The following is a 15,460-nucleotide window of genomic DNA, read 5'->3' on the forward strand; positions in this document are numbered from 1 at the left end:
GCATGGCTCACGGGTTGTCCTCGATCGGGTTCTGCATCTGCAATCGGCGATTCCATGTTCAAGAAGCATGCCAATCCGCGTCGCGACGCCGGACGATGTGGCAGGTACTTGATTCGGCTCGGATTTCTGGCCCGACCGCGGTGCGCCGCGGGCGCGGCCGATGGGGCATCGTCGAAGTCGACTGCCATATATGGCAGTGCTGTGGCAGAATTGGCAGTCGATCTGGCAGTCCGACTGTCCATCCATTCCCGAGCCGCCTCATGAATCTGCACGACACCATTCCGATCGTTCCCGCGCCGGCGCGCGACGTCATGCCCGACGTGCGCGCGCTCGTCGCGTATCTGGAGCAGGATCCGCAGCCGATGATCGTCGTCGATCCCGAGTACCGCATCCTCGCGGCGAACGATGCGTACCGGCGCCAGTTCGGCGTGGCGGGTGTCGAGCACGTTGGCCGGCGCTGCTTCCAGGTCTCGCATCACTACGACGTGCCGTGCGATCAGGCCGGCGAGCATTGCCCGATGAAGCAGGCGCTCGAGTCGCGCAGCCTGAACCGCGTGCTGCACATCCACCATACGCCGCGCGGCCCCGAGCACGTCGATGTGGAGTTGCGGCCCATCTTCGATGCGCGCGGCGACGTGATCGCGTACGTCGAGCGGCTGACGACCGTGCGCAGCGCGTCCGCGCAGCCGAGCGCGGAAGGGCTCGTCGGCGGCGCCGACGCGTTCAATGCGGCGCTCGGCGCGCTGCAGCGCGTCGCGCCGTCGATGCTGCCGGTGCTGCTGCTCGGCGAATCGGGCACCGGCAAGGAATTGTTCGCGCGGGCGCTGCACGAGGCGAGCGCGCGCGCGATGGGGCCGTTCGTGGTCGTCGACTGTTCGGGCATCGCCGAGACGCTGTTCGAGAGCGAACTGTTCGGCTACGAGAAGGGGGCGTTTACCGGCGCGAACCAACGCAAGCCGGGCCTCGTCGAGACCGCGCAGGGCGGCACGCTGTTTCTCGACGAGATCGGCGACGTGCCGCTGCCGATGCAGGTGAAGCTGCTGCGGCTGATCGAGTCGGGGACGTTCCGGCGCGTCGGCGGCGTCGAGGCGCTGCGCGCGGATTTCCGGCTCGTCGCGGCGACTCACAAGCCGCTGCGCGAGATGATCGACGACGGCCGGTTCCGGCAGGATCTCTACTACCGGATCAACGCGTTTCCGATTCCGCTGCCGCCGCTGCGCGAGCGGCGCGGCGACGTCGCGCTGCTGGCCGAATCGATCCTGCGGCGCATCGCGAACGCGCGTGCCGGCGCGGGCGATGCGAGCGCGCGACCGTTCGTGCTGACCGAGCATGCGCGTGCGTGCCTCGACGCATATGCATGGCCGGGCAACATCCGCGAGCTGCGCAACGTGCTCGAACGTGCGTGCCTGTTCGCGGACGACGGGACGATCCGCGTCGAGCATCTGCCGGCCGAGCTGGTCGCGGCGTCGGCCGCGCCGCACGCGCATGCGGCGGACACGCGTGGCGTGTCGGACGCGGAACTCGTGCGGATTGCCGGCACGTTCGACGGTACGCGCAAGCAGCTGGCCGAGCACGTCGGGTTGAGCGAGCGCACGTTGTACCGGCGGATGAAGGCGCTCGGGCTCGGCGTGCGCGAGCGGTGAGCGGAAGCCGGCGCGCTCGCGCGGGCGGCGCGTGAAACCACCACGCACAGCCCGCGCGGGTTACGCCGTCAACGCGCCGGCGCAAGCTGCGCCATCGCCTCGCGGATGAAACCGAGCAGCGTGTCGTCGACCCACGAATCCTTCGTCAGCGCCGGCTCGGTCATCATCGCGTGCCGGAATTTCGCGTGCGTGGCCGGGTCGTTGCCCGCATAGCTGCGGAACAGGTCGAGCCAGCGTTGCGCGAGCGCGCGGCCTTCCGGCGAATCGGGCCGTGCGCCCGTATCGATCGCATCGCGCACGTCGCCCATCAGTTGTGGCCATTCCATCGCGTGTTTGCCGAAGTGCGCGCGCATGAAGCGGATCTCGTCCGGGGCGAGATACTTCTCGAAGATCCGCATCTTCGTTTCCGAGGACGCGCGCAGCACATAGTCGCGCAGCACGGTCGAGATGCCGAGTTTCGACTGCATCGCCGGTTCGCGCTCGTGCATCAGGTTCAGCTTCGCGAGCAGCCGCGGATCGTTGTTCGTGTCGCGCACGAGCAGCGCCATCCAGCGGCCGGCGAGCGCACGCACGCGCTCGTCCTCGGGCGGCACGCCCGCGTCGTGCAGCGCACGCACGTCGGCGACGAGCGCGATCCATTCGGCGTCGCCCGCCTGGCTCTTGCGGTACATCGGCAGACGCGCGAGTTCTTCCTCGGAAAAATATTTGTCGTACACGGTCATCAACTCCAGTGTGGTGAGCCAATCGGCCAGTTCCGGCTCGGTGCCCGCGGCGAGTTGCGCGTGCAGGTGCACGAGCCGCTCGCGCAGCTGCGCGGCCTGCGCGAGCTGGTGATCGAGCGACGCGATCTGCTTCGCGACGAGCTCGACGAGCGGGGTGCCGGGCTGGTTCAGGTAGTCGCCGATTTCGGCAAGCGACAGTCCGAAGCGACGCAGGGCCTGGATCTGGTGGAGCCGGGCGATGTCGTCGCGGTCGTACAGCCGGTAGCCGTTGTCGGCGCGCGCCGAAGGCGTCAGGAGGCCGATCGCGTGATAGTGATGAAGCGTGCGGACGGTCAGGCCGCTGCGTTTCGCCAGTTCTCCCACTTTCAGCCGCATGGTGTCCTCCGTTCGGTGCGCACACTGGAGTCTCGAACGTTACGCTACGTGAGGGTCAAGCGGAAGATCGCGGATCGGCGCGCGGGGTGGTTCCGCGCGCCGTGCGTCCGGGGCAAGGGCGCGTTATTGCGGTGACGGCGGCGCGGCGGGCGTGGTCGCGCGTGCCTGGGCGGCGGGAGCGCCTGGATCCGCGTTGCCGACGTTCCCGGCCGTCGCTGCGTTGCCGGTCGGCTCGGCCGGCGGCGTGCCCATCGCCTGATAGAGCCGCGCGGTATCCGCGAAGCGTGCGCCGGTTGCGCGAATCTCGTCGAGCCGCGCGTTGCGGTACTGCAGCTCGCTCGCGCGCGCCGCCGACGGCGGCAACGCGCCGAGCCGCACGCGGGCGGCCGCGTCGTCGTACGCGCCGCGCGCGGACAGCGCGGCCCGCGACGACGCGTCGAGCGCCTCCGCGTCGTGCTCGAGCGCGGCGAGCGAATCGGCGACGTTCTGGAACGCGCTCAGCACGGTCTGCCTGTACTGGTCGACCGCGGCTTCGTAAGTGGCCTTCGCCGCACGCCGCTGCGCGAGCAACGCGCCGCCGTGAAACAGCGGCTGGCTCAGCGACGCCCCGACATTCCAGATCGCGCCGGCGCCCGACAGCATCGTCGGCCAGCTGAAGCCGCCTTTGCCCATGGCCGCCGACAGCGACAGCTGCGGGAACAGCTGCGCGGTCGCGACGCCGACTTCGGCGGCGGCCGCCTTCAGCCCCGCGTCGGCGGCCTGGATATCGGGGCGGCTTTGCAGCAGGTCGGACGGCACGACCACGGGCACCTGCGCGGGCAGGCGCAGATCGGCGAGCGTGAGGTCGGCGGGCGGCCGGTCGGGCGTGCGGCCGACCAGCACCGCCAGCGCATGGCGCGCCGAGTCGCGCTGCTGGCGCAGCGCGGGCAGGCTCGCGGCGAAGGTGTCCGCGCTTTGCCGTGCGTTCAGCGCGTCGCTGTGCGACGCCGAGCCGAGCGCGTAGCGGCGTTGCGCGTCGTGCGCCTGGTCGTTCGCGAGCGCGACGAGCCGTTCGGTCGTCGCAATCTGCGCATTGAGCACCGACACCGTGATCGACGCGGTGACGATGTTCGCGGCGAGTGCCCGACGCGCCGATTCGAGCTGGAACGCGCTGACGTCGACGCGTTTCGCGAGCGCGCGGTTCGCGAAACGCGACACGCCGAACAGGTCGATCGTGTAGCTCGCCTGCAGTTGCCCGACGAACGTGTCGTACAGCAGCGTCGGCGCGCCGAGCGCGGGGATCGGCACGCCGAGTGCACGCTGGCGCGTGGCCTGGGCGCCAGCGTCGATCGACGGCAGCATCGAGCTGCCGATCTGCCCGCGCAACTGCTCGCGCGCGGCATCCAGCGAATGCGAAGCCGCGCTGAGCGTCGGGCTGTTGCGCAGCCCTTCGTCGACGAGCGCGTTCAGCGCATCGGAGCGGTACTGCGTCCACCAGTCGGGCACGGGCTGCGCGCCGACCTCGAACTGCTGCGCGACGCCTTGCGCGGCGACGGTCTGCTGCACTTGCGGCGCGGCGCCGTAATGCGCGGGCGACGGCATCGCGGGCGGCTCGCCGCTCGGCGCGAACCATGCGCAGCCGGCGAGCGGGCCGGCGAGGCTCACGGCCGCGAGCGCTCGCGCGGTCTTCGTTTTCAGGTTCATCGACAGTTCCATGATCAGGCTCCCGACGGCGCGGCAGGCGAGCCGTCGTGCGGCGGGCCGTCGCGCGGGTCGCGTTCGTCGCGCTTCACGCGGAACCACGCGGCGTACAGCGCGGGCAGGTAGAACAGCGTCAGCACGGTCGCGCTCGTGATCCCGCCCATCAGCGCGGTCGCCATCGGCCCGAAGAAGTTCGAGCGCAACAGCGGGATCAGCGCGAGCACGGCGGCCGCGGCCGTCAGCGTGATCGGGCGGAAGCGCCGCACGGTCGCGCCGACGATCGCGTCGAAGCGGCCGTGGCCGGCCGCGATGTCCTGCTCGATCTGGTCGACGAGAATCACCGAGTTGCGCATGATGATCCCGAACATCGCGATCACGCCGAGCATCGCGACGAAGCCGAACGGCTGGCCGAACAGCAGCAGCGTGCCGACCACGCCGATCAGCCCGAGCGGCGCGGTCAGCACGACCATCAGCACGCGCGAGAAGCTTTGCAGCTGGATCATCAGCAGCGTGAACACGGCGATCGCCATCAGCGGCATCTGCGCGTTGATCGACGTCTGCGCCTTCGCGCTTTCCTCGACCGACCCGCCGATGTTGATCTGGTAGCCGACCGGCAGTTGCGCGCGCAACGCATTCAGCTTGGCGTCGATCGCATGCGTGACATCGATGCCCTGCGCGCCGGCGCGCACGTCGGACTGCACGGTGATGGTCGGCTGGCGATCGCGCTCCCACACCACGCCGTATTCGAGCGTCGGCGTGAAGCGGCCGAGCGAGCCGAGCGGCACGGGGCCGTTCGGCGTCGGCATCGCCAGGCCCGCTAGCCTCGCGGGATCGACGCGATCGGGGCGCGGCGCACGCAGGTCGACCGCGATCAGCTTGTCGCGTTCGCGATACTGCGTGACGGTCGTGCCGGACAGCGTCATCGCGAGGAAGCTCGACACGTCCTGCGACGTGACGTTCAGCGCGCGCGCCTTCTTCTGATCGAGCTCGAAGCGCACCGAGCGCTCGGCCGGCTCATCCCAGTCGAACTGCACGTTCATCGTGCGTGCGTCGCCGCGCATCGTCGCCGCGACCTTCTCGGCGATCGAGCGCACCGTCGCGATGTCGTCGCCGCTCACGCGGAACTGCACGGGGTAGCCGACGGGCGGCCCGTTCTCGAGCCGCGACAGGCGCCAGCGCACGGCCGGGAAGCGGTCGCGCAGCGTGGTCTCGAGCCACGTCGCGAGCTTCTCGCGATCCTCGACGGATTTCGCGGTGATGACGAACTGCGCGAAGTTCGGCAATTGCAGTTGCTGGTCGAGCGGCAGGTAGAAGCGCGGCGCGCCGCTGCCGACGAAATTCACCGAATGGTCGATCTCGGGCCGCTTGTCGAGCACCTTCTCGAGGCGTTCGGTCTCGCGCAGCGTCGCCGCGAACGACGCACCTTCGGGCAGCCGCAGGTCGACCAGCAGCTCGGGGCGATCGGAGCTCGGGAAGAACTGCTGCGGCACGAGCGAGAAACCCATCAGCGCGACGACGAAGAGGGCGCCGGTGATCAGCAGCACGACGAAGCGGCGCTCGATGCACCAGTCGATCCAGCCGCGCAGGCGCGTGTAGAAGCGCGTGTCGTAGATGTCGTGCTCGTGATCGTCCGGCAGGTGCGCTTCGTGCGCGTGCTTCTTGCGCTCGGGCAGCAGGTGGTAGCCGAGCAGCGGAATCAGCACGACGGCCGCGAACCACGACGCGATCAGCGCGATCGCCGACACCTCGAAGATCGAGCGCGTGTACTCGCCGGTGCTCGATTTCGCGAGCGCGATCGGCAGGAAGCCCGACACCGTGACGAGCGTGCCCGTCAGCATCGGGAACGCGGTGCTCGTGTACGCGAACGCGGCGGCGCGCGCGCGGCTGTAGCCCTGTTCGAGCTTCACGGCCATCATCTCGACCGCGATGATGGCGTCGTCGACGAGCAGCCCGAGCGCGAGCACCAGCGTGCCGAGCGACACCTTGTGCAGCCCGATGTCGAACAGGTACATGAACAGGGCCGTGACGGCGAGCACGACCGGAATCGAGATCACGACGACCATCCCGGTGCGCAGGCCGAGCGACACGAGGCTCACGACCAGCACGATCGCGACCGCTTCGGCGACGGCTTCGAGGAAGTCGTCGACCGAATGCGACACCGCATGCGGCATGCTCGACACGAGCGTCAGCTTGAGGCCGGCCGGCAACTGCGCCTGCAGGTCCTTCGATTCGGCGTCGAGCGCCTTGCCGAGCCGGATCACGTCGCCGCCCGGCTGCATCGTCACGCCGATGCCGAGCACGGCATGGCCTTGGGTGCGCATTTGCGTGACGGGCGGATCGTCGTAGCCGCGCTTCACGGTGGCGAGATCGCCGAGCCGGAACGTGCGGCCGTTGATGCGGATCAGCGTGTCGGCGATCGCGGCGACGTTGTCGAACTGGCCGCTCGGCCGCACGAACACGCGATCGTCGGCGGTCGTGAGCACGCCGGCCGACGAGATGTCGTTCTGCGCGTTGATCGCCTGCCCGAGCTGCTGCGGCGAGATGCCGAGACGCGTGAGCTGCGTGTTGTCGGCCTCGATGAAGATCCGCTGGTCGGGGTCCCCGAAGTAGTCGACCTTGCCGACGCCAGGCACGCGCAGCAGCACCGTGCGCAGCTGGTCCGCGTAGTCGTGGAGTTGCGCGGGCGTGAAGCCGTCGCCTTCGAGCGTCCAGATGTTGGTGTAGACGTCGCCGAACTCGTCGTTGAAGAACGGGCCCTGTACGCCGGGCGGCAGCGTGTAGCCGATGTCTCCGACCTTCTTGCGGATCTGGTACCAGGTCTCGGGCACGTCCTTCACGGGCGCCGAATCCTTCATCGTGAAGAAGATCAGCGATTCGCCGGGCCGCGAATAGCTGCGCAGGAAGTCGATGGCCGGCGTTTCCTGCAGCTTGCGGCCGATCCGGTCGGTCACCTGCTCCTGCACCTGCCGCGCGCTCGCGCCGGGCCAGAACGTGCGGATCACCATCACGCGGAACGTGAACGGCGGGTCTTCGGATTGCGCGAGCCGCGTGTACGCGAGGATGCCCGCGAGCGTCGCGAGCGCGATCAGGTAGACGACCAGCGCCTGGTGGCGCAGCGCCCATGCCGACAGGTTGAACCGGCCTTCTTCGCGGGGGCCGCTCATGACGCGAAGTCCTCCGCATGCAGCGGTGCGATCGGCCGCACCTTCTCGCCCGCGCTGACCGTGTGCACGCCTTGCAGCACGACGCGCTCGCCAGGCTGCAGCCCGCCCGACACGGTGACGGTGCGTTCGTTGAAGCGCGCGACGTCGACGCGGCGCAGTTCGAGCGTGTCGTCCTTCGTGCGCACGACCCACACGGCCGGATGCGGGCCGTCGTGGAACAGCGCGGTCGCGGGCAGCGTGATGCTCGGCGCGTTGCCGGCAATCGGCGCGCCGTCGAACGCGACGGTCGCGGTCATCCCGAGGCGCACGGCCGGATCGGGCGCGGCGAGCGTGAGCTTCACGCGGTAGGTGCGGCTTTGCGGATCGGCGGCCGGCGCGATTTCGCGCACCTTCGCGTCGAACCGGCGGCCCGGCAGCGACGGCAACGTGACGCTCGCCGCGTGCCCGGGCGCGAGCGACGCGAGCGCGGCCTCGGGCACGTCGCTGACGACATCGACGTCGCCCGACCACGCAAGCTGGTAGACGGCCTGGCCGGCCGATACGTTCTGGCCGGTGTCGGCCTGTTCGGCGGTGATGGTGCCCGCGTGGTCCGCGACGAGCGTTGCATAGCGGAGCTGGTTCTTCGCGAGCGCGAGTTGCTGCTGCGCCTGGTCGCGCTGCGCGAGCGCGGACGTGTAGCTGTTCTCGGTCTGTTCGAGCTGCGCGGTCGCGATCAGGTTCTCGCGCGCCTGCGCGCGATCGCGGTCGAGCTGCTGCTTCGCGAACGCGAGGCCGTGCGATGCGGCATCGAGCTGCGCCTGCGCGCTCGCGGCGTTCTTCTCGACGTCGGACGGATCGAGCAGCGCGACGACCTGGCCGGCCTTGACGGTGTCGCCGAGCCGCACCTTGCGTTCGACGATCTTGCCCGCGATGCGGAACGACAGCGGCGTCGCGTAACGCGGCTGGATCTCGCCGGGCAGCGTGGCGGCCGCCGCGGCGCCGTCGGCGTGCGCGGGCAACGCGACGACCGGGCGCGGCGCGGGCGGCGCGGCTTCCTTCGGGTGGCAGGCGGCGAGGACGAGCGCGGTGCCGATCAGCAGCACGGCGCGGGAACCGGAGCGATTCACGAAACCCCCAGATGAGGTGAGAACGGAGCGAAGCCGGCAAGCGCGGCGGGCGCTTGCCCCGAGTGGCGCCGGCCCGGCGCGCACGAACACAGTCGAACGAGGTCGTTCGGAAACTGTGGCGGATTCTAATACACACCTGTATCTGAATGCAAAGATGAATCCGAAAGGGAGTTGGTGCTAGACTGCGCGCCATGAAACCACAGCGCTTAACTCGCGAGCAGAGCAGGGACCAGACGCGCGAACGTCTGCTGAATGCCGCGCACCGGATTTTTCTGAAGAAAGGCTATGTCGCCGCGAGCGTCGAGGACATCGCGGCGGCGGCCGGCTATACGCGCGGCGCGTTTTATTCGAATTTCCGCAGCAAGTCGGAACTGCTGCTCGAACTGCTCGAGCGCGACCATGATTCGGTGCGGGCCGATTTCGAGGCGATCTTCGAGGTGGGCGGGCCGCGCGAGCAGATGGAGTCGATGGCGCTCGCGTACTACCGGACGCTGTTTCGCGACGACGAATATTCGCTGCTGTGGGGCGAGGCGAAGCTGCAGGCGGCGCGCGACGCGAAGTTTCGCGTGCGCTTCAACCAGTTCCTGCACGGCAAGCGGCTGCAGATGGCCGAATTCATCCAGCGCTTCGCCGAGCGCGCGGGCACGCCGCTGTTGCTGCCGGCCGAGACGCTCGCGTTCGGGCTGATGTGCCTGTGCGACGGCGTGCAGTCTTACTACACGGCCGATCCGCAGCATGTTTCGGCCGACGTGGCCGAATCGGTGCTGGCGGGGTTCTTCGCGCGGGTCGTGTTGGGGCGCGCGCCGGACTGAACGGGCCGGCGGTCGGTCGGCGCGGACGGCGCCGCGAGCGAGGATGCGGCGACGCCGTATCGCGCGCCGCGCCCCGTACAGGTCAGCGCTCGCCGGTCATCCGCCGATACGCGTCGAGCAGCGACGTCTTGTAGACGACGCCCGCGAGCGTCGGCTCGGCCTCGCTTTCGATCACCGGCAGGCGTTCGCCCTGGAATGCCATGAAGCGTTCGAGCGCGGTCGAGAGCGGCATGTCGGGCGTGAGCAGCGGAAACGGCGTATGCGCGTAGTGCGCTGCCGTCTTGTCGGTGGTGTCGCGCTTGTCGAGCAGGTCGGACGTGATGTCCTTCAACGCGACCGCGCCGCGGAAGCGCCCGGCGTCGTCGGTCACGTACAGATACTTCACCGGATATTCGAGAAACACGCGCGTCATGTCGGCGACGCTCGCAGTGAGCGGCACGACCGTCTGCGCGGGCTGGATCAGCTCGCGCATCTGGGTGGTGCGCAGCCGCAGCCGTTCCTGCGCGTCCTGGTGGTGGCGCAGCGTGATCTCGTACATCGACGTCGTGCCCGTCGCGCGCGCGACGAAATACGCGAACACGCACGACACCAGCAGCGGCAGCACGACCTGGTAACTGAGCGTCATCTCGAAGATCATCAGGATCGCCATCAGCGGCGCCTGCGTGGCGCCGGCCATGAACGCACCCATTCCGACCATCGCATACGCGAAATACGCGGACGTGTGGCCGGGCCACAGCGCGTTCATCGCGAGCCCGAACAGCGAGCCGAACACGGCCCCGACGAACAGCGTCGGCGTAAACACGCCGCCGACCGCGCCCGAGCCGGCGGTCGCGGCGGTCGCGATCACCTTGAACACCAGCACCGCGACGAGCGCCTGCCAGGTCCACGGCGAATGCAGGATGTGGTTCACGACGCTGTAGCCGTTGCCCCACACGTCCGGAATCCACACCGAGATCACGCCGACCACGAGGCCGCCGAGCGCGAGCCGCACCGGCAGCGGCACGGGCAGCCGCTTGAACTGGTTCTTCGACGCATCGAGCAGGTGCAGGAACTGCGGCGCCAGCACGCCGCACAGCGCGCCGAGCACGACGAACAGCAGCACCTCGGGGCCCGTCACGGCCGGGAACACCGGCATCTCGTATGGTGGCCGGTAGCCGGCGAATTCCCGCATCACGATGTTCGCGACGACGGATGCGACGACCATCGGCCCGAAGCTTTCCATCGCGATCGTGCCGAGCACGATTTCGGACACGAAGAACGCGCCGGCGATCGGCGCGTTGTAGGCGGATGTGATGCCGGCCGCCGCGCCGCACGCGACGAGCAGGCGCAGGCGCGGCGGGTCGAAGTGCACGAAGCGGCCGACCAGCGATGCGGCGAGCGCGGCGAGCTGCACCATCGGGCCTTCGCGGCCGATCGAGCCGCCGCTGCCGATCGTCAGCAGCGACGACACGCTGCGCCACAGGCTCTGCCGTACCGGCACGACGCCGTCGCCGAGCGCGACGGCTTCCATGTAATCGGTGTTGCCGGATTTCCGGACGCCGCGCGTCGCGAGCAGCAGCACGCAGCCGGCGAGGAAGCCGCCCGCGGCCGGCATCCAGAACCGCACGTACCACGGCAGGCTTCGCGCCATCTGCACGAAGCTGCCGCTGTGCCCGGAGATCAGGCGCTGCATCAGGTCGATGCCTTCGCGAAACGCCATGGTGGCGAAGGCGCCGCCGACGCCGACGATGGCCGACCAGATCAGCATCGTATGGGCGTCCGACAGGCGGAACAGCGTCTGGGCGCGAGTGCGCAACTTCAGCAGGAACGAGAGCACGGCTGAAAGAGGATGGTGAAGTGGGCGAAGGAAAACGACGCGAAGCATAGCACTGCGCCGCGCCCGCGGGACCTTCCCGTCGGGCGCGGCGCGTGTCGCGGCGTGGATGCGCGGCTCAGCCAAGCCAGCGCTGCACGACCCAGGTGATCCCGTAGCCGCCGGCGATCAGCCAGACGTACAGGATCAGGCCGGTGGTCAGCGCACGCGGGCCGGCATCGCGGATCTGCGACACGCGGGTTTCGATGCCGAGCGCGGTCATTGCCATCGTCAGCGCGAAGGTGTCGAGCACGTTCAGGGTGTGCGTAACGTCGGCGGGCAGCACGTTCAGCGAATTGACGATCACGAAGCCGAGGAAGCCGAGCGCGAACCACGGCACCGCCACCTTGCGCTTGCCGTGCGCGCCGTCGGCGCTCGCACCGGCCGAGCGTGCGGAGCGGGCGAGCCACCAGCCGAGCGTGAGCAGCACCGGCACCAGCAGCATCACGCGGGTCATCTTCACGATCGTCGCGACGTGCGCGACCTGCGGGCTGATGTCGCTCGCCGCGCCGACCACCTGCGCGACCTCGTGGATCGTGCCGCCGAAGAACAGGCCGAGGCCGGCCGGGTCGAGATTGAGCAGGCCGGCGTGATACGCGAGCGGGTAGAGGAACATCGACAGCGTGCCGAACAGCACCACGCTGCCCACGGCCATCGCGCTCTGGTGCGGCTTCGACTGCAGCGTCGACTCGAACGCGAGCACGGCGGCCGCGCCGCAGATCGCGCTGCCGGCGGCGGTCAAGAGCGCCGCGTCGCGATCGAGCTTCATCACCTTCATGCCGACCCAGGTGCCGATCGCGAGCGTGCTGACGACGACCAGCACCGACACCGTCAGGCCCGGCAGGCCGACCTGCGCGATTTCCTGCAGGCTCACGCGCAGGCCGAAGAACGCGACCGCGATGCGCAGCAGCTTGCGCGCGGAAAAGTTGACGCCGGCCGCCCAGCTCGCGGGCATGCCGTCGCGCAGCGCGTTGCCGTACAGCGCGCCTGCGACGATGCCGACGATCAGCGGCGACAGGCCGAGCCCGGCGATCGCCGGAAGTTGCGACAGACTGGTGACGGCGGCGGCGAACAGCGCGACGAACAGCACGCCGTTCAACTGGCCGCGCATCGACGGGGCGGCGTGATTGAGATGGGGAGTCGGAGCAGTGGACATGGGGCGCCGTGATGAAACGGGTTGCGATGGCTTAATCCTAATTTGGTTATATCGATATGAAAAATTGTGATTTGTGACGTAAGCTATCCGGAAATTCGATAATTAACGCTCATGACCCCGGATCAACTGATAACGTTCGCGGCCGTCGCCGAACATCTGAACATCAGCCGCGCTGCCGTCGCGCTGCATCTGTCGCAGCCGGCCGTGTCGGGCCAGTTGCGCCTGCTGCAGGACGAGTTCGGCGAGCCGCTGTACCAGCGCGAGGGCCGCGGTATCCGCCTGACGCCGGTCGGCGAACAGCTCGCGCAGTACGCGAAGGCGCAGCGCGACACGTTCGCGCAGGCGCGCGCGTTCCGCGACGCCGTGCGCGGGCTCGACGCCGGTACGCTGCGGATCGGCGCGAGCACGACGCCCGCCAGCTATCTGCTGCCGTATCTGATCGCGGCATTCCAGCCGCGCGTGCCGCGGGTGGCGATCCACACGATGAGCGGCAATACGGCCGACGTGGTTGCCACGCTGGCGTCGCTCGACATCGCGATGATCGAAGGGCCGCCCGGCGAGGCGCTGCCGCCCGGCACCGCCGTGCATGCGTGGCACGAGGACGAGATCGTCGCGGTCGTGCCGGCCGGCCATCCGCTCGCCGCGCCGGAATACGAAGCGGGCGTCACGCTCGACGCACTTGCCGCGCATCCGCTCGTGCTGCGCGAGGAGGGTTCCGGCGTGCGCCAGCTCGTCGAACGCGCGTTCGCGCATGGCGGCGCGCCGATGCGCGTCGCGTTCGAGATCGCGGGCGTCGAGGCCGTGAAGGAGGCCGTGCGCGCGGGGATGGGCGTCGGTTTCGTGTCCGCGATGTCGCTGCGCCACGAGGAGGCGGCGCTCGTGCCGCGCTCGCTGGCCCCGGCGCCGCTCACGCGCCATTTCTCGATCCTCGTGCCGCACGGCGCCGCGCCGTCGCGCGTGGCGGCCCAGTTCCTCGACATGTGCATCACGCACGACAACGAATAGGCGCCGACGCGGGTCGTGGAACGCCGGATGCACGTGCGCGGGCGCGCGGCGGCCGGCCTAGGGATTTCCTCTATGGCGTGCACCGGATGCGAAGCGCACCATCCGTCTCAAGCAAATGGAACCGGTTCCATTCCGGTGAAAAAAGGGCAGAAATGGCAGACATCGTGATCGTGGCGAGCGCATTCGGGATGGACCGCGTGCGTCAGGAGGGCCACCGTGCATTCATCGCGACCGCGGCCGCATCCGGCGCGACCGGTTTCGAGGTGCGGCGCGAGCTGTTCGCATCGGACGACGACGCGACGCCCGGCGCGCTGGCCGAGCTTGGCACGGCACTCGCCGCGCACGGGCTGTGGTCGGTCTATTCGACGCCGGCCACGTTGTACACGGAAACCGGCGCGCTCGATGCCGACGTGTTGCGCGACACGCTCGTGGAAGCCGACGCGCTCGGCGCGCGCTTCGTCAAGTTCCAGCTCGGCGGCTTCGCCGGCGACGCGCATGCGTCCGGGATCGTCGCGCTGTCGCGCGGCGCGCGTGCCCGCGTGGTGGTCGAGAACGGCCAGCTGCCGGTGGGTGGCGCACTCGCTCAATTCAGCGGGCTGTTCGCCGCGTTGACCGACGCGGGCGTGCCCGATGCGCTCGGCATGACGTTCGACATCGGCAACTGGCAGTGGCCGGGCGAAGCGCCGCTCGCGTGCGCGCACGCGCTCGCGCCGCATGTGGAATACATTCATTGCAAGGCAGTCGAGGGCGAGGGCGCGCGCCGTTTCGCGGTGGCGCCGGCGCCGGGCGACACGCTCGTCACGGGCGTGCTCGCGGCCCTGCCGCAAGCGGCGCCGCGCGGCATCGAATTCCCGTTCGATGCCGCAGATCTGGCGGGCGATGCCGGCCGGCGCGTGGCGTGGCTCGCCGCCGCGTGACGCAGGAAGGATACGGAGGAATTCACTGATGAAGGCACCACTCGATGTCGTGACCTACGGCGAAGCGATGGCGATGTTCGTCGCCGCCGAGCCCGGCCACCTTGCGCATGCGTCGCAATTCACGAAACGGATCGCGGGCGCGGACCTGAACGTCGCGATCGGCCTGTCGCGGCTCGGCTTCCGAGTCGGCTGGATGAGCCGGGTGGGCCGCGATTCGTTCGGCGGTTACGTGCTCGACACGCTCGCGCGCGAAGGCATCGACGCGTCGTGCGTGACCGTCGACCCGCGCTATCCGACCGGGTTTCAGCTGAAGTCGCGCAACGACGACGGCAGCGACCCGACCGTCGAATATTTCCGCAAGGGCTCGGCCGCGAGCCACCTGTCGTGCGACGACTACGTGGCCGACTACGTGCTCGGCGCGCGTCACCTGCACTTGACGGGCGTCGCGCCGGCGATCTCCGCGACGTCGTGCGAACTCGCGTTCCAGCTGGCGCGCGAGATGCGCGCGGCGGGCAAGACGATTTCGTTCGACCCGAACCTGCGCCCGACGCTGTGGCCGTCCGCCGACGTGATGGCGAAGACGCTGAACGCGCTCGCGACGCTCGCCGATTGGGTGCTGCCGGGCCTCGCCGAAGGGCAGCAGCTCACCGGGCACGACACGCCCGCCGACATCGCGGGCTTCTATCTGGCACAGGGCGCGCGCGGCGTGGTGATCAAGCTCGGCGCCGAGGGCGCGTACTTCCGCACGGCCGACGGCCGCGAGGGCACGGTCGCGGGCGAGCGCGTCGCGAACGTGGTCGACACGGTCGGCGCCGGCGACGGCTTCGCGGTCGGCGTGGTCAGCGCGCTGCTGGAAGGCCGGTCCGTCGAGCAGGCGGTCGCGCGCGGCAACCGCATCGGGGCGCTCGCGATCCAGGTGATCGGCGATTCGGAAGGCCTGCCGACCCGCGAGGCACTCGATCGGCTCGAAAACGTCAGCAATCGAGCCGATCGCTTAGAGGAAAGCGTCACCGCGCAATGAGAGGCCG

11 protein-coding genes are annotated in these 15,460 nt (G+C 69.5%); 5 read left to right on the forward strand and 6 right to left on the reverse strand.

Going from position 1 to position 15,460, the window contains the following annotated elements; all coding sequences use genetic code 11:
* Window positions 1-260 precede the first annotated feature (260 nt).
* Window positions 261-1,643 (forward strand): sigma-54 interaction domain-containing protein, encoded by a 1,383-nt coding sequence (locus tag WS87_RS09290; RefSeq protein ID WP_059814417.1) that lies wholly within the window; start codon window positions 261-263, stop codon window positions 1,641-1,643.
* A 68-nt stretch (window positions 1,644-1,711) separates the two neighbouring features.
* Here WS87_RS09290 and WS87_RS09295 read toward each other — a convergent pair whose 3' ends face one another.
* The 4 genes from WS87_RS09295 to WS87_RS09310 all read right to left on the reverse strand — a co-directional run bounded on the left by WS87_RS09295 (window position 1,712) and on the right by WS87_RS09310 (window position 8,690).
* Complete coding sequence (locus WS87_RS09295; protein WP_059814414.1) at window positions 1,712-2,740, reverse strand: MerR family transcriptional regulator; 1,029 nt, start codon at window positions 2,738-2,740, stop codon at window positions 1,712-1,714.
* A 123-nt stretch (window positions 2,741-2,863) separates the two neighbouring features.
* Window positions 2,864-4,435, reverse strand: coding sequence for an efflux transporter outer membrane subunit (locus WS87_RS09300; protein WP_059814411.1), 1,572 nt, complete (start codon window positions 4,433-4,435; stop codon window positions 2,864-2,866).
* A 2-nt stretch (window positions 4,436-4,437) separates the two neighbouring features.
* Entirely contained in the window at window positions 4,438-7,584 is a 3,147-nt protein-coding gene (locus tag WS87_RS09305; protein WP_059814409.1) for an efflux RND transporter permease subunit, read from the reverse strand.
* On the reverse strand, window positions 7,581-8,690 hold the full coding sequence (locus WS87_RS09310; RefSeq protein ID WP_059814406.1) for an efflux RND transporter periplasmic adaptor subunit: 1,110 nt from the start codon (window positions 8,688-8,690) through the stop codon (window positions 7,581-7,583). The genes WS87_RS09305 and WS87_RS09310 overlap by 4 nt, the downstream gene beginning before the upstream one ends.
* A gap of 191 nt (window positions 8,691-8,881) precedes the next feature.
* On the opposite strand from WS87_RS09310, the gene WS87_RS09315 reads away from it, so the two are divergent.
* Window positions 8,882-9,502: a TetR/AcrR family transcriptional regulator gene (locus WS87_RS09315; protein WP_059524255.1), complete on the forward strand. Its 621-nt coding sequence runs from the start codon at window positions 8,882-8,884 to the stop codon at window positions 9,500-9,502.
* An 82-nt stretch (window positions 9,503-9,584) separates the two neighbouring features.
* Here the strand turns inward: WS87_RS09315 and WS87_RS09320 are convergent, their stop codons facing one another.
* On the reverse strand, window positions 9,585-11,318 hold the full coding sequence (locus WS87_RS09320) for a ClcB-like voltage-gated chloride channel protein (protein ID WP_208456483.1): 1,734 nt from the start codon (window positions 11,316-11,318) through the stop codon (window positions 9,585-9,587).
* Window positions 11,319-11,433: 115 nt separating this feature from the next.
* Entirely contained in the window at window positions 11,434-12,510 is a 1,077-nt protein-coding gene (locus WS87_RS09325) for a YeiH family protein (RefSeq protein ID WP_059814399.1), read from the reverse strand.
* 111 nt (window positions 12,511-12,621) lie between these two features.
* On the opposite strand from WS87_RS09325, the gene WS87_RS09330 reads away from it, so the two are divergent.
* The 3 genes from WS87_RS09330 (at window position 12,622) to WS87_RS09340 (ending at window position 15,453) form a co-directional block, all read left to right on the forward strand.
* A complete protein-coding gene (locus WS87_RS09330; protein WP_059814396.1) occupies window positions 12,622-13,515 on the forward strand; it encodes a LysR family transcriptional regulator in 894 nt (297 codons plus the stop codon).
* A 152-nt stretch (window positions 13,516-13,667) separates the two neighbouring features.
* Window positions 13,668-14,432 carry a TIM barrel protein gene (locus tag WS87_RS09335; RefSeq protein ID WP_059814394.1) on the forward strand — a complete coding sequence of 255 codons (765 nt, stop codon included), beginning with the start codon at window positions 13,668-13,670 and terminating at the stop codon, window positions 14,430-14,432.
* A gap of 28 nt (window positions 14,433-14,460) precedes the next feature.
* Window positions 14,461-15,453: a sugar kinase gene (locus tag WS87_RS09340; RefSeq protein WP_059814391.1), complete on the forward strand. Its 993-nt coding sequence runs from the start codon at window positions 14,461-14,463 to the stop codon at window positions 15,451-15,453.
* Window positions 15,454-15,460: the final 7 nt, after the last annotated feature.

It is taken from the genome of Burkholderia sp. MSMB0856 (genome assembly GCF_001524645.2).
GTDB lineage: Bacteria > Pseudomonadota > Gammaproteobacteria > Burkholderiales > Burkholderiaceae > Burkholderia > Burkholderia diffusa.

Bases quoted from the DNA above. Each gene is read 5' to 3' on its own strand.
- WS87_RS09290 (WP_059814417.1), top strand. From the start codon at position 261: ATGAATCTGCACGACACCATTCCGATCGTTCCCGCGCCGGCGCGCGAC.
- WS87_RS09295 (WP_059814414.1), bottom strand. From the start codon at position 2,740: ATGCGGCTGAAAGTGGGAGAACTGGCGAAACGCAGCGGCCTGACCGTC.
- WS87_RS09300 (WP_059814411.1), bottom strand. From the start codon at position 4,435: ATGGAACTGTCGATGAACCTGAAAACGAAGACCGCGCGAGCGCTCGCG.
- WS87_RS09305 (WP_059814409.1), bottom strand. From the start codon at position 7,584: ATGAGCGGCCCCCGCGAAGAAGGCCGGTTCAACCTGTCGGCATGGGCG.
- WS87_RS09315 (WP_059524255.1), top strand. From the start codon at position 8,882: ATGAAACCACAGCGCTTAACTCGCGAGCAGAGCAGGGACCAGACGCGC.
- WS87_RS09325 (WP_059814399.1), bottom strand. From the start codon at position 12,510: ATGTCCACTGCTCCGACTCCCCATCTCAATCACGCCGCCCCGTCGATG.
- WS87_RS09330 (WP_059814396.1), top strand. From the start codon at position 12,622: ATGACCCCGGATCAACTGATAACGTTCGCGGCCGTCGCCGAACATCTG.
- WS87_RS09335 (WP_059814394.1), top strand. From the start codon at position 13,668: ATGGCAGACATCGTGATCGTGGCGAGCGCATTCGGGATGGACCGCGTG.
- WS87_RS09340 (WP_059814391.1), top strand. From the start codon at position 14,461: ATGAAGGCACCACTCGATGTCGTGACCTACGGCGAAGCGATGGCGATG.